At 67.4% G+C, this 21,763-nt stretch carries 20 protein-coding genes; 4 read left to right on the top strand and 16 right to left on the bottom strand.

Annotated elements, in window-relative coordinates; translation table 11 throughout:
- Positions 1-103: 103 nt before the first annotated feature.
- Positions 104-589 (bottom strand): DM13 domain-containing protein, encoded by a 486-nt coding sequence (locus tag CF68_RS28305; protein WP_035825478.1) that lies wholly within the window; start codon positions 587-589, stop codon positions 104-106.
- Between the two features lie 153 nt (positions 590-742).
- Between CF68_RS28305 and CF68_RS28300 the strand changes: the two genes are divergently transcribed.
- Both CF68_RS28300 and CF68_RS28295 read left to right on the top strand, forming a co-directional pair.
- Positions 743-976, top strand: a complete 234-nt coding sequence (locus CF68_RS28300; protein WP_010810991.1) for a hypothetical protein — start codon at positions 743-745, stop codon at positions 974-976.
- Positions 964-1,770, top strand: coding sequence for a CDP-diacylglycerol diphosphatase (locus CF68_RS28295; RefSeq protein ID WP_035825475.1), 807 nt, complete (start codon positions 964-966; stop codon positions 1,768-1,770). The genes CF68_RS28300 and CF68_RS28295 overlap by 13 nt, the downstream gene beginning before the upstream one ends.
- 22 nt (positions 1,771-1,792) lie before the next feature.
- On the opposite strand, the gene CF68_RS28290 is transcribed toward CF68_RS28295, so the two are convergent.
- The 15 genes from CF68_RS28290 to CF68_RS28220 form a co-directional block, all read right to left on the bottom strand.
- Positions 1,793-3,355: a TAXI family TRAP transporter solute-binding subunit gene (locus CF68_RS28290; protein ID WP_035825473.1), complete on the bottom strand. Its 1,563-nt coding sequence runs from the start codon at positions 3,353-3,355 to the stop codon at positions 1,793-1,795.
- Between the two features lies 1 nt (position 3,356).
- On the bottom strand, positions 3,357-4,547 hold the full coding sequence (gltS, locus tag CF68_RS28285) for a sodium/glutamate symporter (RefSeq protein WP_035825471.1): 1,191 nt from the start codon (positions 4,545-4,547) through the stop codon (positions 3,357-3,359).
- Positions 4,548-4,794: 247 nt separating this feature from the next.
- On the bottom strand, positions 4,795-5,961 hold the full coding sequence (locus CF68_RS28280) for an ABC transporter permease (RefSeq protein WP_035825468.1): 1,167 nt from the start codon (positions 5,959-5,961) through the stop codon (positions 4,795-4,797).
- A 15-nt stretch (positions 5,962-5,976) separates the two neighbouring features.
- Positions 5,977-7,131, bottom strand: a complete 1,155-nt coding sequence (locus CF68_RS28275; protein WP_035825465.1) for an ABC transporter permease — start codon at positions 7,129-7,131, stop codon at positions 5,977-5,979.
- A gap of 6 nt (positions 7,132-7,137) precedes the next feature.
- The gene (locus tag CF68_RS28270) at positions 7,138-7,830 is read right to left on the bottom strand and encodes an ABC transporter ATP-binding protein (protein ID WP_035825462.1); all 693 of its coding nucleotides are present in this window, start codon (positions 7,828-7,830) and stop codon (positions 7,138-7,140) included.
- A gap of 10 nt (positions 7,831-7,840) precedes the next feature.
- Positions 7,841-9,055, bottom strand: coding sequence for an efflux RND transporter periplasmic adaptor subunit (locus CF68_RS28265; RefSeq protein WP_035825459.1), 1,215 nt, complete (start codon positions 9,053-9,055; stop codon positions 7,841-7,843).
- A 100-nt stretch (positions 9,056-9,155) separates the two neighbouring features.
- The gene (locus CF68_RS28260; RefSeq protein ID WP_035825457.1) at positions 9,156-9,512 is read right to left on the bottom strand and encodes a helix-turn-helix transcriptional regulator; all 357 of its coding nucleotides are present in this window, start codon (positions 9,510-9,512) and stop codon (positions 9,156-9,158) included.
- Complete coding sequence (locus CF68_RS28255) at positions 9,493-9,957, bottom strand: SRPBCC family protein (RefSeq protein WP_035825454.1); 465 nt, start codon at positions 9,955-9,957, stop codon at positions 9,493-9,495. The genes CF68_RS28260 and CF68_RS28255 overlap by 20 nt, the downstream gene beginning before the upstream one ends.
- Positions 9,958-10,060: 103 nt before the next feature.
- Entirely contained in the window at positions 10,061-11,014 is a 954-nt protein-coding gene (locus tag CF68_RS28250; protein ID WP_035825452.1) for a PDR/VanB family oxidoreductase, read from the bottom strand.
- Positions 11,015-11,093: 79 nt separating this feature from the next.
- The gene (locus tag CF68_RS28245) at positions 11,094-12,716 is read right to left on the bottom strand and encodes an APC family permease (RefSeq protein ID WP_063832593.1); all 1,623 of its coding nucleotides are present in this window, start codon (positions 12,714-12,716) and stop codon (positions 11,094-11,096) included.
- 362 nt (positions 12,717-13,078) lie between these two features.
- Positions 13,079-13,381, bottom strand: a complete 303-nt coding sequence (locus CF68_RS28240) for a hypothetical protein (RefSeq protein ID WP_013953723.1) — start codon at positions 13,379-13,381, stop codon at positions 13,079-13,081.
- Between the two features lie 39 nt (positions 13,382-13,420).
- Positions 13,421-14,311: a TorF family putative porin gene (locus CF68_RS28235; RefSeq protein WP_035825447.1), complete on the bottom strand. Its 891-nt coding sequence runs from the start codon at positions 14,309-14,311 to the stop codon at positions 13,421-13,423.
- 169 nt (positions 14,312-14,480) lie between these two features.
- Positions 14,481-16,217, bottom strand: a complete 1,737-nt coding sequence (betA, locus tag CF68_RS28230) for a choline dehydrogenase (protein WP_035825444.1) — start codon at positions 16,215-16,217, stop codon at positions 14,481-14,483.
- 96 nt (positions 16,218-16,313) lie between these two features.
- Complete coding sequence (locus CF68_RS28225) at positions 16,314-17,780, bottom strand: aldehyde dehydrogenase family protein (protein WP_035825443.1); 1,467 nt, start codon at positions 17,778-17,780, stop codon at positions 16,314-16,316.
- 28 nt (positions 17,781-17,808) lie between these two features.
- On the bottom strand, positions 17,809-18,930 hold the full coding sequence (locus CF68_RS28220) for an aromatic ring-hydroxylating dioxygenase subunit alpha (protein WP_035825440.1): 1,122 nt from the start codon (positions 18,928-18,930) through the stop codon (positions 17,809-17,811).
- 236 nt (positions 18,931-19,166) lie between these two features.
- Here CF68_RS28220 and CF68_RS28215 point away from each other — a divergent pair, with 236 nt between their 5' ends.
- Both CF68_RS28215 and CF68_RS28210 read left to right on the top strand, forming a co-directional pair.
- The gene (locus tag CF68_RS28215; RefSeq protein WP_035825488.1) at positions 19,167-20,255 is read left to right on the top strand and encodes a helix-turn-helix transcriptional regulator; all 1,089 of its coding nucleotides are present in this window, start codon (positions 19,167-19,169) and stop codon (positions 20,253-20,255) included.
- 182 nt (positions 20,256-20,437) lie between these two features.
- Positions 20,438-21,763, top strand: coding sequence for an MFS transporter (locus CF68_RS28210; protein ID WP_035825437.1), 1,326 nt, complete (start codon positions 20,438-20,440; stop codon positions 21,761-21,763).

Below are 21,763 nucleotides of genomic sequence, written 5' to 3'. Positions count from 1 at the left end.
GCTGCGCCGGCGAAACAGCCACGCCTGCCAAGGGCCACAAGCCAGTCGCATGGCCATGACAGCCACGCCTGCCAAGAACCACAAGCCGGTCGTATGGCGATGACTACCGATACTTTGCCGCCCCAATAAACTGCCCAAACCTCTCACACCAGATCACCACTGCCGCATACCGCCCCGGATCCACGCCAGCCGGCAACGCCACAGCGAAATTGCCAAAGGTCTTCAACTCGCTCACCTGCAGCGACCGATCCTTGATCTGAAGGAAGGCTTCCTTGTTGTCGACAAACTCCGGCGCCAGGTAAATCCGATAGTCCGGCCCCGGCGCAACGCTGCCTTCAAAGGCAAGCGCCTGCGGCGAAACATGGAGCCGGCCGCTGACCCAGTGCAGCGCGTCGCTGCCCGCCAAGTCCTTGCGGAAGGTGCCGGTGTAGCGCGACTGTTGTGACACAGCCTGCACTTGCTCGGCACTGGCACCAGCCTGTTCTGTCAGGATCGGCAAGACATAGATGCCCGCAACAAAACCCACGGCCAGCGCGGCAAGGTGGGTCAGCACAAGGATGGCGGGCTTGCGGAGCGGGTTGGCCGGCATGTTTTTCTCCCGAAGGCATGAGGATGCGGGTAAGTCGGCGCCGGGGCCGGATCCTGACAGATCTGTGGTGCCTTAGCACATTCGCAACGGTTTCACCAATCCAACACACGGAAGTGGTTATGATTTGGTAGTCGCCTTGTCGAGAAGCTGCCTATGACCCTCCACGTCACGATCCGCACCATCCGTACCGGCACGCTGCAATCCGCCCGCTATCAGGCGCGCGTCTATCTCACCACCGATGCCGAAGCCCTGCCGTTGCTTGCAACGGACTGGAGCGAGCGCGAGGCCGAGGCCTTCCGTACCGCGCAGTTCTGGGCGCAGCGCCACGCCTATGTGGTGTCTAATCCACGCGCCGGGACTTTCTACGGAGTTTCGTGCCGGCGCTGACGCCGGCCCGCGGTTGGCGCGGTGCCCCTGCGTTGTTGCTGGCGGCCATCCTGGCCCTGGCTGGCTGCACCGCCGAAAACGTCGTCGGCGTCCTGTCGGGCGGCCGCGATGGCTTGTGGCGCAACGTGCAGCAGCGCTGCCTTGGCAATACTGCGGCGGCGCATCCCGATTGCGCGCAAGTGGACCGGTCCCAGGGACTGGTGCTCTACAAGGACGCGATCGGCAAGTCGCATTACCTGGTGATCCCGGCACGGACGGTGACCGGCATTGACGACGCCAAAGCCTGGGACGGCGCAGGCGCCAATCCCTGGGCCTTCGGCTGGGCCGCGCGCGGCATCGTTGGCCGCTCGCTTGGCAAGGCCGTGCCTGACGACATGCTGGGCCTGGCGATCAATTCCCGCGCCTCGCGCAGCCAGGACCAGCTGCATATCCATCTCGATTGCATCAGCGCGGCCGCGCGCGCCGTGGTCAATGGCGCGGCCGGGCCGATCGGCACCGGCTGGACCACGCTGCGGCTCGAGGACAAGCCGGTGCGCGCGATCTTTGTGCCGGCCAGCGCGCCGGTGCTGGCGGTCGACCCTTTCCGGCTCGTGCGTGACGGCACCAAGGGGAGCGCCGCAGCGCCGCCGGACCGCGGCATCTTTGTCACCTATGTGCAGGAACGGCAGGGCGGGGCAGGCTTTGTCGTGATCGACCAGCCCGTCGACACGGCGGCTGGCAGCAACGGCCACGCCAGCGATTTCCTGGACCGGCGCTGCCGGCTGGCTGAAGGCTTGTCGAGCGCGGCGGGCTGATCGGCGGACAGCCCGCCGGGCCTCACTGCGCACGGGCGCCCGAGGCTGCAGGCGTTGCAACGGGCTTCGCGGGCGTTTCAACGGGCTTGGCGGGCGTCCCGCCGGGTGCCGCGAGCGCGTCCAGCGCCTTGGCCGCCGCCAGGTGCTGCGGGATCATCAGCCCTTCGCGCGCCGTTGCCACGGCGATCTGCGCGCCCTGGGCGCTGCCGCGGGCGACAAAGTCGCGCCCGTGGCGGTAGACCAGCCGCGTCAGCTCGGCCACTTCGGTATCGGACAGGTCCGGCCCGGTCACCAGGATCGCCGCCGTGGCGATGGTGCGCACCGGTGCGTGCAGCCCGGGATAGGTGCCCGGCGCGATGGTGGCGCGGAAATAGCCCGCCTTCTGCCCGACCATCGCGGTGATGACCCGTTCGTCCAGCGGCAGCAGCCGCAGCGGCATTTCGCCGAGCGCATCGCGGATGCTGTCGGCCGGCACGCCAATCACCTGGATCACCGCGTCGACCTGGTTCTGGCGCAGCGCCACCAGCCCGGTGCCCAGCCCCACTTCCTCGGCCTTGAAGTCCTTGTCCGTCAGGCCGTGCGCAGCCAGCACGCGCAGCGCGGTCACGCGCGAGGCTGAGCCGCGCTCGCCCACGGCGATGCGCTTGCCGCGCAGCTCTGACACCGAACGGGCGGGATCGGCGTCGCGCACCAGCACGTGCACGGGCTCGGGGTAGAGGCTGCCGATGGCGCGCAGCGAGGCTTGCGGGCCGTCGGCGGCAAACACGCCCTTGCCCTCGTAGGCTTCCAGCGCCGCATCGCCCTGCGCCAGCGCCACCGAGACCTTGCCGGCGCGCAGCAGCCGCAGGTTCTCTTCTCCGCCGTGCGTGACCAGCGGGATCGCGCGCACGCGCGCCCCATCCACCAGCGCCTTCGCAAAGCGCAGGTACTGGCCATGTTCGGCGCCGGCGGCAATGGCATAGCCCTCGTTGACCCGTGCCAGCCGCGCGCGGATGTTGGCGTGCGCGGTGGTCAGCTCCTGTTCGATCACGGCGCGCTGTGCCGGCGAGGCATCCTTCTGCACGGACTCGATCACCTTGCGCATCGCGTCCAGGATCGCCGCCGGGCCCCTTTGCGCATCTGTGGCGACGGTTGGGGCTTCAGCGGGGCGGTAGCCGGCCGGCAGCACGCCGACCCAGCGCTCGCCGTCGCGCCGGTACAGCGCCGTGCCATGCGCGCGGATGATGTCGCCGGCCTTGTTGCCGCCGCTGGTGATGCCGGTGATGCCGCGCGGGCCCGCGCCCAGCGCCGACACCAGCCCGGCCACGCCGGGCGAGTCCCACGCGCCGAAGTCGTAGTCGCGCAGCAGTTTCAGTTCCGCATCGAAATACACCACACGGCGGGTTTCGCCGGCCGGTGCCTTGGTGTCGGCCTGCGAGCCACGCCGGTCCAGACCGGCCAGTTCCACCGTGCCCGGCGGCAGCGCCTGCGCCAGCCGCTCGTTGATGCCGCTGCGGATGCCGTCGGCGGGCGGGCCGCCGCCGCAGCCTGCCAGCCAGGCGCTGGCCAGCAAGGCAAAGAGAAGGGTGAGGAGGGCGCGGCGCATGTCAGCCTCCGATCAGCGGCAACGCCAGCAGCATGGTCAGCACGAAGGCGTTCATCAGGTCGACGAAGAACGCGCCGGCCAGCGGCGTGATCAGGTAGCTGGTGGGTGCCGGCCCGTAGCGGGACGTGATGGCGCGCATATTGGCCATGGCGGTGGCGGTCGACCCCATGTTGAAGCCGATAAAGGCGGCCGAGGTGACCGCGGCCTCGTAGTCGCGCCCCATGAAGCGGAAGCAAACCAGCACCACGTAGAGAATGATGAAGACCACCTGCATCGCGATGATCAGCAGGAACGGGCCGGCGGACAGCGCCACCTCGGCCAGGTCCAGCGCCATCATCGTCATCACCAGGAACAGCGACAGGCAGATATTGGTGATCAGGTCGGTGGCGCGGTCGTCAAAGCGCACGCCGGCAAAGGGCAGCAGGTTGCGGATGGCGATGCCGAGCATCATGCACCACAGGAAGCCGGGGATGGTGATGGCGCCGGTGGGCATCTGCGCGGCAATCCAGCGCCCGCCGATCACCGCGGCCAGGATGCCGGCCAGCGAGGCCAGCGCGCCCACGGTGGTGATGGGCGAAGCGGCGGCGGCTTCTTCCTCGGTGTCGCCGGCCTCGCGCGCGGTCGAGCGCAGCTTGTAGCGCGAGATCAGGTACTGCGCCACCGGGCCGCCGATGATGCCGCCCACGATCAGGCCGATGGTGGCCACCGTCATCGACAGGTCCATCACCGCCTGCAGGTTGTTGACCTCGGCAAAGCGCTCGGCATAGGCGGCGCCGGTGCCGTGGCCGCCCACCAGCGTGATCGACCCGCTCACCAGCCCGAAGATGGGGTGCAGGTCCAGCGTCCTGGCCATGGCCACGCCCACCACGTTCTGCACCAGGATATAGGGCAGCAGGATGATCAGGAAGATCACCAGCGCCTTGCCGCCGCGCTTGAGCATGCGCAGGTCGGCGCAGAGCCCGACGCCGCCGAAGAACATCAGCAGCAGCACCGGCTTCATGCCGGGATCGATCACCACGCGGAAGTTCGCTGCCGCCGCCGCCACCGAGGCGATGATCGCGAACAGCAGCCCGCCGGTGACAGGGTCGGGAATGTTGTAGCGCGACAGCACGCCGACGCTGCGGTTGACCAGCGTGCCGATCAGCAGCACCACGACGGCAGTCAGCAGCGAGCCCAGCAGGTCGAGGTTCATCGGGGGCGTCCTGGCGGATAGGGTTGCGGGTAATGCCATCGGGCGCCGCTGGCCGTGCCGGGGGTGCACTGGCCGCCGGCGGTGCCTGACGGGGAGCATGCATCACTACGGGTTGTAGACGCGCGGGTGGAATAAGGCAAGGAAAGGATGGGGCGGGGGCCGCGACTACTGGCTCTTGAATGCCGATGCCGTGCTCCCCTCTCCCGCTTGCGGGAGAGGGGAGCAAACCGGCAGGGAAGCGACTCACTCAGCGCGCCCGCAACGCGTCCACGATATTCATCCGCGCCGCCCGCACCGCCGGCAGGAAGCCGCCTGCCAGCCCCATCACCATCGCGAACGCCAGCGTTTGCAGCGTGATGGCCGGGGTCAGAATGAAGCGGAACGAGAGGTCCGCGAAGGTCTGGAAGTTGGTGGTCGAGAACGACGCGAACTGCATCAGCGCGGCGCATGCCAGCCCCGCGATGCCGCCCACCAGCCCCAGCAGCGCGGCTTCGATCAGGAATGCGGCCAGCACGTTGACGCGCTTGAAACCGAGCGCGCGCAGCGTGCCGATCTCCGCCACGCGGTTGGCCACCGAGGCGTACATGGTGATCATGGCGCCGATCATCGCCGCGACCGAAAAGATGGTGGACAGCGTGAAGCCCAGGATATTGATAAAGCTGGACAGCGCCTTGGACTGGTCGCTGTAGAAGGTCTGCTCGCGCTTGGCTTCGTCGGCCAGCCGCGGGTCGACGTCGATATCGGCGCGAAAGCGGTCGAACTGCGCCGTATCCGCCAGCCGCACCACCATCGACGAATACGCATTGCGCCGGAACGACTGCATCAGCTGGTCCACGTCGCCCCAGATCTCGGAGTCGAAGCCGCTGCCGCCGGCGTCGAAGTGGCCGACCACGGTCCAGTCGCGCTGGGCAAAGCGCAGGTGCTCGCCGATCTGCACCCCGGCGAAGCCGCCGGCGATGCTGCTGCCGACGATGATCTCGGACGAGCCCGGCCGGAACATGCGCCCCGCCGCCAGCCGCACCTGCGGGCGCAGGTCCATGCCCGGCGGCGAGATGCCGCGGATCACCACGTTGGACGGCTGCCCGGTGCTGGTCTTGGTGAGCGAGATCAGCACCACCGCCTCGCGCGAGGCCAGCGGCCGGCCCGCGCCGCTCATGGCCACGGCCGGGTGCATCTCCATGATGCTGGCCTGGTCGCGGTTGACCGAGCTCTGGATCTCGGTCTCGGCGCCCTTGCGGATCAGCACCACGTTGTTCTGCTCGCCGGTGGTGACCAGGGTCTTCTTCAGGCCGGCGTCAAGCATCAGCATGGTGGCAAAGACGAACACCACCAGCGCCAGCCCGCCCGCGGTCAGCGCGGTGGTCAGGCGCCTGGCCCACAGGTTGCGCGCGATATAGGTCAGCGGAATCGCCACGTCAGTCTCCGTGCGCTAGCCGATGGCCCGCAGGCCCTCGACGATGCGCACGCGCGCAGCCTGCACCGCCGGCACGATGCCGGCAAAGACGCCCACCGCCAGCGCGCAGGCCGCCTGCAGCTGCATGGTCTGGGGCGACACGGTGAAGACCGGGAACACGCCGCCCACTGCCTGCTTGAAGGCACTTGCCACCGGCGGTGTCGCCAGCATGCCGAGCGTGCCGCCGGCCACGCAGATCGCCAGCGACTCGCCGAATACCAGCAGCGCCAGGAAGCCGGGGCCGAAGCCCAGCGCCTTGAGCGTGGCGTATTCCACGGTGCGCTCGCGTGCGCTCATCGCCATGGCGTTGGCCATCACCGCCATGATGATCACGATCACCACATAGGACACCACGCGGATCGCCGCGATGATCTGGTTGGACATCGCGACAAAGCCCAGCTGAAAGGCCTGCTCGGTCTCGGTCAGCGTCTCCGCCAGTGAATTGCGGAACACCGCATCGACATTGCGCGAGATCGCGGCGGTGTTGTCGGGGTTGTCCACGCCCAGCACAAAGACGCCGACCTGGTCGGCCTGGCGCGGGGTGCGCTTGCGCACGGTCTCGTTCAGGTATTCCCAGTGGAACACCATCTGGCGCGTGATGGTGCTCTCGTCGCGGCCCTCCATGATGCCGCGCACCACGAACTCCCAGGTGCCGGGGTAGATGGTGCCCTTGATCGGGACCACGTCGCCGAGCTTGAAGCCGAACTGGTCGGCCAGCTGGCGCCCGACCAAGGCGCCCTTGCGGTCGCGCTGGTAGTCGGCGCGCTGCTGGTCGGGCACGATGAATTCCGGGTAGAGGTCGAGGTAGTTGTCGGATACCGCGAACTGCGCGAAGAAGTTCTTGGGATCACGATAGACGCCGCCGAACCAGTTGGAGCGCGCCACCGAGGTCACGCCGTCGACGCCCTTGATGCGGCTTTCGTAGCTCAGCGGCAGCGGAAACACCAGCGAGATCGCATTGCGCGTGACCAGGCGCGCGCTGGATGCTGCAGACGCGCCCGCATACCAGGCGTCGATCACCGTCTGCAGCAAGCCGAACGCTAGTACCGCGATCACCAGCCCGAACACCGTCAGCGCGGTGCGCAGCTTGTGGCGCAGCGCGTTGCGGGTGATCAGCTTGAGCGCGTACATAAGGGGTCAGGCAACCTCGCCACGGATCAACTCTCCCTTTTCCAGGTGCACCAGCGATCCGGCCGCGGCCGCTGCGTGCGCATCGTGCGTGACCATGATGATGGTCTTGCCGGCATCGGCATTGAGCCGCTGCATCATCGCCAGGATCTCGGCGGCGGAGGTGCGGTCGAGGTCGCCGGTGGGCTCGTCGGCGACGATCAGCGCGGGGTCGGTGATCAGCGCGCGCGCGATCGCCACGCGCTGCTGCTGGCCGCCCGACAGCTCCGACGGGTAGTGGCTCATGCGGTCGGCCAGGTTGACCATGTCCAGCACCAGCTCCACGCGCGCGCGCCGCTCCGCGCGCGGCAGGCTGGTCAGCATCAGCGGCAGCTCCACGTTCTCGAACGCGGTCAGCACCGGCATCAGGTTGTAGAACTGGAAGATAAAGCCGACGTTGGCGGCGCGCCAGTCGGCCAGCTCGGCTTCCGGCAGGCGCGTGATGTCCAGCCCCGCCACGTGCAGCGTGCCGCTGTCGGGCCGGTCGATACCGGCGATCAGGTTCAGCAGTGTGCTCTTGCCCGAGCCGGACGGCCCCATCAGCGCGACGAAATCGCCTGCGCCGATATCGAGCGAGATATCGGTCAGCACCGGCACGGTCTGCACGCCGCGCCGGTAGGATTTGGCGACGTGGCTGATCTGCACCAGCGGTGCTGCGCTCATGCTGTCCTCTCTACGGCTTGGCCACGGTGATGCGGTCGCCGTCGCTGAGATCGTCGCCGGGCGACAGCACCAGCACGTCGCCGGGCTTGACGCCCTGCACGGCCACCAGTTCGCCCAGCTTTTCGCCGCGCTTGACCTGCACCTCATGCGCACGGCCGTCCTTCACCACATAGGCCAGCTCCCGGCCCTGGCGCGTGACCACGGCGGCGGGCTGCACCGCCACCACCGGCTGGCGGTCCTGCGCCGAGGCGGCGCGCGACAGGAAGGCGATCTTGGCGCTCATGTCCGGCAGCACGCGCGCATCGCGGTCGACAAAGCGCACCTTGACCAGCACGGTGGCCTTGGAACGGTCCACCGTCGGCACGATGCGCGACACCTGCCCCGCCAGCCGCAATCCCGGCAGCGCATCCAGCAGCAGCTCGCACGGCTGGGCGGCGCGGATCTTGCCGATATTGGCTTCGGCGACATCGGCTTCCACCTCCAGCGTCTCCATGTCGGCGATGGTCACGATCGCGCCCTTGGTGTCGGCGGCGGCCGAGAAGGGGGTGATGTTGTCGCCCACGTTGGCATGCTTGACCAGCACCACGCCATCGAAGGGCGCGCGCACCACGGTCTGCTCCACCGCGACCTCGGCCGCGCGGGCATTGGCCTGGGCCGAGGCGATCGACGCACGCGAACTGTTGACCGAGGCCCGCGCCTTGTCAAAGCGCGCCACGTCGGCGTCGTACTGGGTGCGCGAGATGGCGTTCGGCACGATCAGGATCTTCGAGCGGCGCAGGTTCACCTCGGCGTCCTTCAGCTCGGCCTGCTGCAGCGCCAGGTTGGCATGCGCCACCTGGACCTGTGCCTGGGCCTGCGCGAACGAGGCGGCGACGTCCTTGCTCTCCAGCCGCGCGATGATCTCGTCCTTCTTCACGTGCGAGCCCTCCAGCACGCCCAGCCATTCCAGCCGGCCCTGCGCCTTGGACGCGACCGCCGCCTTGCGCTGCGGCACGACATAGCCGGTGGCATTGAGCACGGTGAAATTCTGCGTGGGATAGGCGGAGGTGACGGTGGCGGTCTGCACCGCCTGCGGCCCGGCCAGCTTCATGGCGATGCCGACCAGGGCCAGCACGGCCAGCGCGATCACTGCGTAGCGCAGCCACCTGCGCCGGGGGCGGATGCTGGCGCCGGCCGCGGCGGCGCCGCGGTCGATTTTCAGCCTGGACAGGTCGTGGTCAGCCACTGCGCGCTTCCTCTCGCTGTGATGGGCGGGGCTCCCAGTATAGCGGCGAGTGAAAGGGTGTCCATTGCCCGCGAGCAAGGGTGAAAACCGCCTTGGGGGGCTAGTGACTGGTCTCCACCGCCAGCTTCAGCTTCGCCAGCGCGAAATCCCATTGCCGCCCGATCGCTTCCAGCGACCGGCGCGCGGCTTCGACCTGGCCGGGCTCGAACTGCCACAGGCGCTCGCGGCCGGCGCGGCTGTCGCGAACCAGCCCGGCCTGCGCCAGCACCTGCAGGTGCTTGGTGACCGCCTGGCGCGTCATGGCGCTGCCCGCGGTCAGCTGCGCGATCGACATCGCGCCGCCCGCGCACAGCGCTGCCACCAGCCGCAGCCGGGTTTCGTCGCCAAGCGCGGCGAAGACGGTCGCCGCATCGCGCAGTTCCAGCGCGGGGGAGGTTTCAGGCTGCGCCGCTGACATGCTTCCGGATGTTTTCCATCTGCCCGTCCCAGCCGCCGCTGTTCATGCGGAAGGCCTCCGTGCGGCGTTCGGGCGGGATCTGGTCGAAGCCGGATTCGACCACGGTCAGCCGCGTGCCGCCTTCGGCTTCCTTCAGCTCGAACACCACCAGCGTGGGCGGCTCGGCCGAATAGTCGCGGCCGCGCTCCATTGGCGCCGGATGCCAGCGCCAGGACAGCAGCCTCGGTGGTTCCATGCGCTCGACCTCTACGTCGAACTTCAGGTATTCATAGCCGGGATAGGTGATGCTGCCCACGGCCCGCTGGCCGGGCGCGAAGGTCACGCCGTCGAATTTCACGCCAAACCAGCTGCCGAAGGTGTCGGCGTCGGCCAGCGCGTGCCAGATGCGTTCGATGGGGGCGGCCAGCAGGATGCTGCGTTCGATGCGGTCGGTGGATGATGCCATGTCCGGTCTCCTTGTTCAGGCTTGAATAGGCAACGTTGTGGTTGCATGTTAGGAGGCCGGACGGGGAAACGCAACCAAAAGGTTGCGAATGATCACGGTGTGGTCAGAGATCCAGCACCAGCCGCTGGCCCTTGCAGCGCGACACGCACAGCATCATCGTCTTCTGCGCGGCCTTTTCGGCATCGGACAGGTACTGGTCGCGGTGATCGGCCTGCCCCTCCAGGATGGCGGTCTCGCAGGAGCCGCAGATGCCTTCGCGGCACATGCAGTCCACCTTGATGCCCGCCTTCTCGATGGCGCGCAGCAGCGGCTCGTCGGCGCCGACCTGCAGCGTCAGCCCGCTTTTCTGCAGCACGGCCTCGAAGGCGCCGCCGGTGGCATCGACCTCGTTGCGGAACTGCTCGAAGTGGATGCGGCCCGCGTCCCAGCCCGCGGCGCGCGCGGCGTTGACCACGGCGTCGTTCAGCGGCGCCGGGCCGCAGACATAGACGTGCGTGTCGGCAGGCTGCGCGGCGATCAGCGCGGCGATGTCGAGCATGGTGCCGCTGTCGCTCTCGTACAGGTGAAGCTGGCCGGGCTGCAGCGTGGCGGGCAGCACGTCCAGGAAGGCGGCGGACTGGGTGTTGCGGAAACAGTAGTGCAGTTCGAACGCCGCGCCGCGCGCGGCCAGCGCCTGGATATGCGTCATGAAGGGCGTGATGCCGATGCCGCCGGCGATCAGCAGGTGGCGGCCGGCGCCGTGGTCCAGGCTGAACAGGTTGCCGGGCGCGCCGATATGCAGTTCGTCGCCTTCGCTGACCTGCTCGTGCATATAGCGCGAGCCGCCGCGCGAAGCCTCTTCCAGCCGCACCGCGATCTGGTAGTGGCCGGGCTCGCCCAGCGTGCTGGTCAGCGAATAGGCGTTGCGCAGCCGGCCGCCGTCCATATGGACGACCACGTGGCTGCCGCTGTCGAAGGCGGGCAGCGCGCCGCCGTCGCAGGGTTGCAGGGTGAAGCGCTTGATGCCGGCGGCCAGCGGCTCGACGCGGCCGACGCGCACGCGGAGCGTGTCAGTCATGGCGGTACCTCGGAATTCAGGGAAAGCAGGGAAATCGGGAAGGGGGGCGGGCCGGCACCGGGCCGGCCCGCCGGAGCCGTCAGGTGATCACAGTCAGCCTGGCAGCGATCCACACCACCAGCCCGCCGACGACCAGCGCCACGTAGGGCAGCACGCCGGCGCGCGCATTGGGCAGCTCCATGTCGCGGCGCATCGACTCGGGGAAGCGGCCCTTGTCCTGGATGTAGTGGCGGTACACGAACACCGGCACGATCAGCAGCGCGGCGATCAGGCCGTTGCGCAGCGTGTGCTCGCCCTGGAAGTTGGCGCCGGCGCCGACGAAGGCCAGGTCGAAGAAGCCGAAGAACGCGCCCAGGGCCAGCAGCCAGTTCTTGCACTTGTAGGGCCGGGCCCAGTCCGGGCGGTCCATGCGGTGGATCCAGCCCGACTGCAGGTTCAGGAACACGAAGATCATGTAGCAGACGTTGCTGATCGACAGCACCGCCATGTAGTTCGACATCAGCAGCAGGAACAGGTTGAACACCAGGTCCGTCCACATCGCGCGCGTGGGCGAGCCGTGCTCGTTCACGTGCGAGAGGTAGCGCGGCAGCCAGCCGTCGAGCGAGGCCTGGTACAGCGTGCGCGACGAACCCATCATCGAGGTCATCACGATCAGCAGGATCGCCAGCACCAGCATCACCACGATCACGTTGAACACCACCGCGCCGCCGCCGACGAACCTGGCCATGGCCGCGCCCACGCCGGAGCCGTCGACGATGGCTGGTTCCAGCATGCCCGACAGGCCCAGCGAGCCCTGGAAGGCGATCGGCACCGCGATGAACATGAACAGGCACAGCACGCCGGACCAGAAGATCGCCTTGAATGTGTCCTTCTGCGGATCCTTGAACTCGCGGGTGTAGCAGACCGCAGTCTCGAAGCCGAAGGTCGACCAGCAGGCCAGGAACATCGCGCCCATGGCGGTGCTGATGCCGGCGGCGTTCCAGCCGCCCAGCACCGGGGCGCCGGCCGCGTCATGGGTCAGCGGCAGCAGCGGCAGGAAGCTGGTGGACGGCATGTCGCCGGTGAACATCGGCACCAGCGCGATCAGCACCAGCGGCGTCAGCGAGGCAATGCCCAGGATGCGCTGCGTGGTGGCCGCGGCGGAGGCGCCGCTGTGCTGCAGCTTGAAGGTGACCAGCAGGAAGGCGGTGGCCAGGATGAAGGTGGAGTTCACCCGCAGCGTCAGGCCCTTGCTGACAAAGCCCAGGTCCACCAGCGTCAGCTGCCAGGTGTTGATGACCGAATCGGGCGGGAACAGCGCGCTCAGCATATAGCCGGCGGCGAGGCTGGTGCCCAGCGCCAGCATCGGCGACCAGGCCACCCAGTTGCACCACACCGAGACCGGTGCGACGAACTTGCTGTAGCGCACCCAGCCCAGCGCGCCGTACACCGAGGCGCCGCCGGACTTGTGCGGATACAGGCCCGAGATCTCGGCATAGACGAAGCACTGCGCAAAGCCGACCAGGATGGCGAGGATCCAGATCACCCAGGCCGGGTTGCCGATGGTGGCGGACACGCCGCCGATGGTGAAGAGCACGCCCGCGGGCACGCCGCTGGTGACCCAGAAGGCATCCTTCCAGGTCAGGGTGCGCTGCAGTTCATGCGATTGGGTTTGCTGCTGCGGTTGAGCGGGGGCGAGCGGCGCCTGCGCGCCGATCGACAGCACGTCTTTCTGTGAATACACGATGTCTCCTTGCTTCCCGGGTTGCCGTTTATCTGGAGCTGCGCTCCGTCACGGTCTGCCGTCTGCGGTCTGGGTGGGTACGTTGCGGTACTGCCTGCCGGGGTTATGACGGTCGGGAATGTCTGGCGGGGATTCTGGGGGCGTTTCTCATCCTTGTCTCCTGTTGTCATCCCGGGTTGCCATGCGGCCCGTTACGGGGTCTCAGGCTTTCGGGGTTCTTATCGATTCACCGCAAGTGAATTACGTTACCAATGGTGTTTCGAGGTGAGTATAGAAACGGCTGGGTGCCAAGGCAACGGAAGATTTGTATCGCGTTGCAAAGCGTCCCGGCCGCCTCTCCGTTACTGCTGCGCAGGCTGTCCCGGGCGCGGCCCGCCCAGCGTTTCCACCACCGCATGCCCTGCCCGCCGGTTGCGCCACCAGCCCACCAGCGTCAGCCCCAGCCAGAAGCACTGGGTCAGGAACGAGGCCAGGTTGAAGGCGCCGGTCAGCGAGACCAGGATGCAGCTCGGCCCGATCACGTTGAGGACGACGGCCAGCCTGCCGGTCGGGGATTTGTGCAGGACCTGCACGGCAAAATGCGCGGCAACGTAGGCGGCAACGCCTACAAGTCCGGTCGCGTCGGTAAGACCCAGGGAGGCCATGGTGGTAGGAAGCGGTAAAACAGCGGTTGAAGATTGCCGTCAGAACGTCTTGGTCACCGAGACCAGGAACGTGCTTTTCAGCGGGTTGGAAACGGACGGGTTGCCGGACGAATCCAGCGCCCCGGTGGTGTACTTGTCGTAGACGTCGGTGCGCCCCCAGCCGCGGGTATAGGCGCCGGTCACGGTCCAGCCGCCCTCGAAGGCCTTGGACAGCGCCACGCGCACGTCGCGGAAGTTATAGGCGGCAAAGTTGCGCACGCGCTCCTGGCCGTAATGCAGCAGCAGCGTGACGCCGTGGCCCAGGTCGAAGGTGCCGTTGATGTCCAGGTAGCCCGAGCCGCGGCTGTGCAGGTCATTGCCGGCGAGCAGCGAGGCGCTGTTGTAGCCGAAGTAGTCGGGCGTATAGGTCAGCCAGTACTTGACGTTGAACCACTTGTACGTCAGCGACGCGACGGCCTCGCCGTAGTTGTACTTGGTCTGCGCGTACTGCAGTTTCGCGCCCGGGTACAGGTAGTAGTAGACCTGCCCGGCATAGGTGAAATCGCCGACGGTGCCGGTGTAGCCGGCATACAGATCCCATTCGACGGTGCCGCCCTCGATGAACTTGTCGCTGATGCTCGACATCCACGTACCCGCGGAGAAGCCGCTCGGGTGGGCGTAGTCGATGCCGCCCTGCACCGCAGGCTTGCCCCAGGTCTGGCGGAAGCCGCGCGATACATATTGCGATGTCAGCGTCAGGTTGGCGCTCAGCGGCGCGGGCGATGCGGCCTCGGCCGGCGGCACGGTCGCCGTGACCTGCGGCACCGGCGCCACGGCCAGCGTGGTTTCGGCCTCGGCACTGGTCTGCGCCTGCGCGCTCAGCGCCTGGCACAGCAGCAGGGGCACGGCGCCTTGCAGGGCGCGTTTTGAAGCAAAGCATTTGCGCAGCATGGAAGTCTCCTCCTTGCAGCCGGTCTGGGTTTGTTCTGGGTAGCCGGCTTTGTGGTGTGGGTGCGCGGCGCGCCGACCGGACGCACGCTGCCCGCCGGGGACCGAAGTCCCGGCAGCACATGCGTCGGTCAGGGGTTCTGGCGGGAAGCCCGCGCGCCGCGCCGCCTGGTCAGGCGGGCATCGGCATCGGCATTCGCGCAGTGGCTGGCGGATGCCGCACCGCGTCTGCCTGCGGCCCGCCGCGCGCGGTGGCGGCCTTGTAGTAAGGCGCCGTCGAGCGCTGCAGCGGCGCGCGGCCGCGGATCACGTCGGCCAGCTTCTCGGCCATCATGATGGTGGGCGCGTTCAGGTTGCCGGTGATGATCTTCGGCATGATCGAGGCATCGACCACGCGCAGGCCCGACAGCCCGTGCACGCGGCCCTGGTTGTCGACCACCGCCATCGGGTCGGAGGCGTCGCCCATCTTGCAGGTGCAGGACGGGTGCAGCGCGGTCTCGGCATGCTCGCGCACGAAGGCGTCGATCTCGGCATCGCTCTGGATCATCATGCCGGGCTTGATCTCGCGGCCGCGGAACTCGTCCATCGCCTGCTGGCCGATGATTTCGCGCGTCAGGCGCACCGCGGAGCGGAACTCGCGCCAGTCGACGTCATGCGCCATGTAGTTGAACAGCAGCCGCGGCTTCACGCGCGGGTCGCGGCTGGCCAGCTTGACAAAGCCGGTGCTGGGCGAGCGCATCGAGCCCACATGGCACTGGAAGCCGTGCGACTGCACCGGGTTGCTGCCGTCGTAGTTCATCGCCAGCGGGATGAAGTGGTACTGCAGGTTGGGCCAGGCAAAGTCATCGCTGCTGCGGATAAAGCCGCCCGCCTCGAAGTGGTTGGATGCCGCGGTGCCGGTGCCGCGCAGGTACCATTCGATGCCGATCGCGGGCTTGTTCCACCACTTCAGCGCCGGGTACAGCGATACGGGCTTGGTGCATTCGTATTGCAGGTACATCTCGAGGTGGTCCTGCAGGTTCTCGCCGACGCCCTTCAGGTCTGCCACCGACTCGATGCCAAGTGCGCGCAGCTCGTCCGCATTGCCCACGCCGGAGCGCAGCAGCAGTTGCGGCGAGGCGATCGCGCCATTGCTGACGATCACTTCGCGGCGTGCGCGGGCTTCGCGCACATGGTCGCCCTGCATGTACGAGACGCCGATGGCGCGCTGACCCGAGAACAGGATGCGGTCCGCCAGCGCGCGCGTATGCACGGTCAGGTTGGGCCGGTCCTTGGCCTGGTCGAGATAGGCCAGCGAGGTGCTGCAGCGGCGCCCGCGCGCGGTGGTGGTGCGGTCCATCGGGCCGAAACCTTCCTGGCGATAGCCGTTCAGGTCCTCGGTCTGGCCATAGCCGGCCTGCTCGCCGGCCTTGATGAAGGCGTCGAACAGCGGGCTGATGTTGGCCTTGGGCGTGGTCACGTGCAGCGGGCCGTTGCCGCCGTGATAGTCGTTGGCGCCCTTGTCATAGGTTTCGGCCTTGCGGAAGTAGGGCAGGCAGTCGGCGTAGCTCCAGTTCTCCAGCGACCGGTTTTCGGCCCAGCCGTCGTAGTCCATCGCGTTGCCGCGGATATAGACCATGCCGTTGATCAGCGACGAACCGCCCAGCCCCTTGCCGCGGCCCTGCGTCATGCGCCGGTTGTTCATATGCGGCTCGGGCTCGGTCACATAGGCCCAGTTATAGGTCGTGCCCTGCAGCGGATACGCCAGCGCCGCCGGCATCTGCGTGCGCCAGTCCAGGCGCCAGTCGGGGCCGCCGGCTTCCAGCAGCAGCACCGAGACATCGGCATCCTCGGTCAGCCGCGCGGCCAGCACGCAGCCGGCCGAGCCAGCGCCGACGATGATGTAGTCGTACTCATGGATTGCCTGCATGGTGCAATCTCCTTGTTTGCGTGACGCCGGGCGTGGCGGCCCGGGGGCGGGCAGCAGGATTCCACTCGGCGCACGCGATTGCGAAGTCAGCTGCGCTCAGGCGCCAAACCAGCCCATCGCCTTGGGGGCCAGGTTGATATAGCTGTGCTTGAGTTCGGTGTACTCGTCCAGGCCGACGCGGGCCAGCTCGCGGCCGATGCCGCTCGCCTTGTAGCCGCCCCACGGCGCTTCCGGGAAGTACGGGTGGTAGTCGTTGACCCACACCGTGCCGAAGCGCAGCCCGCGCGACATCCGGTTGGCCTTGTCCAGGTCGCGGGTCCAGACCGCGCCGGCCAGGCCGTACGGGGTGTCGTTGGCGGCACGCAGCACCTCTTCCTCGGATCGGAAGCGCTCGGCCGTGATCACCGGCCCGAAAATCTCCTCCTTCGCAATCTTCATGTCGGCCGTCACGTCCGCCAGCAGCGTCGGTTCCAGCCAGTAGCCCTTCTTGAAGACATCGCCAGCCGGCCGCTTGCCGCCGTGGACCAGGCGCGCACCCTCGGCGATGCCGGCCTGCACCATGCCCAGGATCTTCTCGTGCTGTTGCGCCGACTGCACCGGGCCCATCTGGGTCTCGCCGTGGAAGCCATTGCCGATCACGATGCGCGGCAGGCGCTCGGCCAGCCGGCTGATGAATGCATCATAGATGCTGTCCTCGATCATCAGGCGCGAGCCGGCGGAGCAGACCTGCCCGGCGTGGAAAAACGCGGCGTTGAGCGCGTAATCCACCGCTGCGTCCAGGTCGGCATCGGCAAAGACGATGTTCGGGTTCTTGCCGCCCAGCTCCAGGCCGATGCGCTTGAAGTTGCCGGTGGCGGCCTTCATGATGCTTTCGCCGGCATAGGCGCCGCCGGTGAACGAGACCAGGTCCACGTCCAGGCTTTCGGCCAGCTCGGCGCCGACTTCGGCGCCGCCGGTCACCAGGTTGAACACACCGGGCGGCAGGTCCAGCTCGGCCACCAGTTGCGTGAAGTGGTGCGTGGTCAGCGGCGTCAGGTTGCTGGGCTTGATCACCACGGTATTGCCGGCGCCCAGCGCGGGCGCGATCTTCCACGCGGCCTGCAGCAGCGGGTAGTTCCACGGCGTGATCAGGCCGCACACGCCGACCGGCTCGCGCAGGGTGCGGCTGATCACATGGTGCGGCGCTTCGTTGACCGCGCCCGACTCGGATGCAACCAGCCCCGCGAAGTAGCGGAAGGTGGCGGCGATATCGCCCATGTCGGTGCGGCTCTCGGTCAGCGTCTTGCCGGTGTTGAGCGACTCCAGGTGGGCGAGCTTCTCGGCATCGCGGTCGATCAGTTCGGCGATCTTGTTCAGCAGCCTGGCGCGGTCACGGATCGTCGTCTGGCGCCACGGGCCGTCGAAGGCCTTGCGCGCAGCGGCGATGGCCAGGCGCGCGTCGGCGCGGGTGGCTTCGGCGGCCTGGGCGATCACGGACTCGTCGGCCGGGCTCAGGATGGCGCGCGTGCCTTGGTCGATGGGCGACTGCCACTGGCCGTCGATATAGAGCTGGGTCTGGATCATTGCTGCGGTTCCGGTTCGGTGGTTCGTTTCAGGCGGCCAGGGCGTCGAGCACCATCTGCTGGAAGTGCTGCACGCCGTGCTCGCCAATGGCGGAGGTCTTGTCGTCGGTGACCAGCAGCGGCCCCTGCCCGTTGCGGTAGCCGCGCGACTTCAGGCCGCGCTGCACCGATTCGACGATGCTCAGGTCTTCGGGCTTGAGCACGTTCTTGTAGTACTCGATCAGCTGCTCCTGCTCGGCCGTGGGCGTGCTGTCGCGGAAGTAGAACTCGAAGTGCTGGATGGTGGTGTCGGCATCCACCGGGAACATGTAGAACACGCCGTAGTTGCCATCGCCCGGCAGCACGTTCAGCGTCACGTTGGGCCACAGCCAGTAGGCGGCGAAGTCGGTGTTGGGGGCGTCGCTGTCATAGGTGAAGGCGTCGCTGCCCGAGCGCGTCTGGCCGACCTGGCTGGTGTAGAGGCCGCGCACTTCGTGCTTGTAGGTCTCCATCTTGATCGACTCCACCAGCGCCGGGTGCGCGGTCTGGCAGTGCAGGCATTCCAGGTAGTTGTCGACCACCACCTTCCAGTTGGCCTTCATCTCGTAGCTGAGCTTGTGCGCCGGCACCAGCTTGTCGACATCCGGGCAGCGCGCGCGGATCTCGTCGTTGAGGCTGCCTGCCAGCTCGGCCAGCGGCTTCGCGTCCATGTCCAGGTTGACGAAGACCAGGCCGCAGAACTCTTCCACGCGCACCGGCGTCAGGCCCGCGTTGTCCTTGCAGAAGCCCGGCACGTTCTCGGCGTTGCGCACGTGGATCAGCTTGCCGTCCAGGCCGAACGACCAGGCGTGGTACGGGCAGGTGATCACGTTCTTGGCCTTGCCCGCGCCATCCGCAAACAGCTCGTGGGCGCGGTGCGGGCAGACGTTGTAGAACGCGCGCAGCACGCCGTCGCGGCCGCGCACCACGAACACGTTCTCGCCGGCCACCTTCACCGTGGCGTACTGGTTGTTCTCGGCCACCTGGCTCTTGTGCATCACGCACACCCAGCTGCGCGCGAAGATGGTCTTCTTCTCCTGCTCGAAGACTTCCTGCGAGGTGTAGTAGTGGGCCGGCAGCGTGTAGGCCAGCGGCGGGGTGGTGCCGCAGACGGGGGCGGTGGTCTCTTGCATGGGGTTGTCTCCTCGTTGGTCTCGGTGCTTTGTCTATTCACTAACAGTTAATTAAATTACTATTGGTGATGTGAGATGAAGTCTAGTGAGGAGCGCAGGGGTGCTGCAATTCAAAAAGTAGATTGATTTTACTAATTCGATTGGCTGTGACTATCAATTCGCGCGATTTGCGGTGATGGTGTAAGGTTCGAGTTACTCAATTCACCATCGGTTGAAAAAAAGCGGAGGGGATGCCCATGACGGAAGACACTTTTGCCACGCGCCTGAAGGGGGTGCTGGAAGGCAAAAGGATCATGCTCAAGCAGGTGGCAGAGGCGCTGTCGGTGTCGCCGTCGGCGGTGCACAAGTGGACCCGCGGCGGCGAGATCGAATACGAGCGGCTGCTCGCGCTGGCGCGCTTCCTGGGCGTCAACTGGCTGTGGCTGCGCTACGGCGAGCAGGCTATCGCCGATCTGGAGGCCAGCACTGCCTCTGACCCGCACATCAAGGAACTGCGCCAGAAGCACCTGGCGGAGATCATGGAGAGCGAGGCGCGCATGAAGTTCGCGCAGGAGGTCTCGGGCATCGTCACCTGGGAATGGAACGTGCTGACCGATGGCCTGACCTACTCGTCCAACGACGTCACGCTGTTCGGCCGCCACATCCGCAACATGGACGACTTCTGGGCCTGCGTGCATCCGGCCGACGTTGCGCGCCTGCGCGAGGTGCTGGCGCGCACGCTGGGCGCGCAGGAGATGCATGAGTGGGAGTTCCGCGTCGTGCACGGCGACACCACGCGCTGGATCTCGTCGCGGGCCACGCTGGTGCGCGACTTCGACCAGCGCCCGGTCAAGATGATCGGCGTCAGCCTGGACATCACCGAGCGGCGCCGCGCCGAGGCCGCGCTGCGCCAGAACGAGGCGCTGCTGGCCAAGGCGCAGGAGATTGCCCACCTGGGCGGCTGGTACTGGAATATCCAGACCGACGACTGCGCCTGGACCGACGAGGCCTACCGCATCTTCGGCTGGGCCCCGCAGGCGTTCAAGGTGACCATGGAGCGCTACCTGGCGTCGATCGTCGAGGAGGACCGCGCGCGCGTGCAGGCCGCCATCCGCGCGGCCATCGTCGACAAGGCGCCGTACAGTGTCAACTACCGCATCCAGCTGCCCGACGGCAGCCATCGCGACATCCATGAGGAAGGCGAGGTCACGCTGGACGAGCACGGCAACGCCCTGACCATGGTCGGCGCCTCGCAGGATGTCACCGCGCCGGCAGCTCCGCCGGCAAGCGGCGGCGGCAAGACCCCGCGCAAGCGTGCGGCGGACAAGCCACGCGCACCAGCCTGACAGCGCCACAGGGCGGCATGCATTGCCGCCCTTTTTCATTGAGGCGGGCTTTCTGCGTCACGTGAAGGAATAAAACCGTTTGTTTCAGCGTAAACCTTAGTGGAACGTTTGTTTCATGTTCCGCTATGATGGCATCTCCATGGCGTCGGACCCCGCGCGCCTGTACAAGGAGGAGATCCATCATGTCCCTGGCCAAGCCAGCCATCCCGCAGTCCCCGGGCCACGCCGCCGTGTTGCCGGACGCCGCCGCCACCGCGTTCGCCAAGGTCACGCGCCGCATCGTGCCGTTTATCGTGCTGTGCTACTTCTTCAGCTACCTGGACCGGGTCAACGTGGGCTTCGCCAAGCTGCAGATGCAGCAGGCGCTGGGGCTGAGCGACGTGGTCTATGGCCTGGGCGCGGGCATCTTCTTCTGGGGCTACATGCTGTGCCAGGTGCCCAGCAGCCTGCTGATCTACCGCCTCGGCATGCGCCGCAGCATGGCGGCCATCATGATCCTGTGGGGGCTGGTATCCGCCGCGACCATGTTCGTGACCACGCCGATGGAGTTCTACGCCGCGCGCTTCCTGCTGGGCGTGACCGAGGCCGGCTTCTTCCCGGCGGCGGTGATGTACCTGAACAAGTGGTACCCCGCCGACCGGCAGTCGCGCATCATGTCGATCCTGTTCCTGGCGATGCCGCTGGGCATGGTGCTGGGCGGCCCGATCTCCGGCGCGCTGATGTCGGCCACGCATGACCTGCATGGGCTGCAAGGCTGGCAGTGGATGTTCCTGATCGAGGCGCTGCCGGCCATCTTGCTGGGCCTGCTGCTGTTGCGCATGCTGCCCGAGTCGCCGGAGGCCGCGCCATGGCTCACGCCGGCCGAAGCGGGCGCCATCACGCGCACGCTGACCACCGAGAACGCGAAGAAGAACACCCGCTTTATCTCCGCGCTCAAGTCGCCGGTGCTGTGGATGCTGATGGCGATCTGCCTGCTGTTCAATATCGGCAATTACGGCCTGGTGTTCTGGCTGCCCACCATCATCCAGTCGACCGGGATGTCGTCGCCGCTTGAGATCGCCATGCTGACGGCGATCCCGTATGCGGTCGCCTGCGTGGCGATGAACGTCAATGCCGCGCACGCCGAGCGCACCGGCGAGCGCCGCCTGCACTCCGCGCTGCCGCTGCTGGTGGCAGCCGTCGGCATGTGGGCGAGCACGCTGTTCCCGCACAACACGGTGATGGCGATGGTGTTCCTGACCATCGGCATTTCCGGCCTGATGGCCACGCTGTCGATGTTCTGGGGCCTGCCGGGCCGCGTACTGGCCGGAACCGCCGCGGCTGGCGGCATTGCCATGATCAACAGCGCGGCCAGCCTGGCCGGCCTGATCGGCCCGGTGCTGATGGGCGGCATCAAGCAGAGCACCGGCAGCATCTCGCTGGGCGTGCTGGCGCTGGCCGGGCTGATGCTGGCCGCGGCCGTGCTGATCCTGGCGATTCCGCGCCAGCTGATGCAATCGCGGAGCTGA

Source organism: Cupriavidus sp. SK-4, from assembly GCF_000611125.1.
Taxonomy (GTDB): Bacteria; Pseudomonadota; Gammaproteobacteria; order Burkholderiales; family Burkholderiaceae; genus Cupriavidus; species Cupriavidus necator.
This window is presented reverse-complemented; position numbering and strand designations above follow the sequence as displayed.